Below are 284 nucleotides of genomic sequence, written 5' to 3'. Positions count from 1 at the left end.
CCACTGCTAAGAAAAACTGGAAAGAGGTAATTCCTCATCGCGAAAATGTACTCCTACAGGGAATCGAAGTTTTTGACAATTACCTGGTGATTAATGAGAGAGGCAATGCGTTGACTCAAATGCGCATCATTGATCAAAACACAAAAGATGAACATTATTTAAAATTCGAAGAACCGGCCTATGTGGCCTCCTTCTCAATGAATCCGGAATTCAATACCAACAAACTCCGTTATATGTATTCTTCCTTTACCACGCCTGTTTCCACCATAGAATACAATATGAAA

1 pseudogene is annotated in these 284 nt (G+C 38.7%); it reads left to right on the top strand.

The window, feature by feature from the left end:
• Positions 1–284: pseudogene (locus HC175_RS23460) on the top strand (oligopeptidase B); the annotation flags it as partial.

It is taken from the genome of Salinimicrobium oceani (assembly GCF_012037645.1).
Note: the sequence above shows the minus strand (reverse complement) of the source record. Positions and strands in the feature narration are given on the sequence as shown.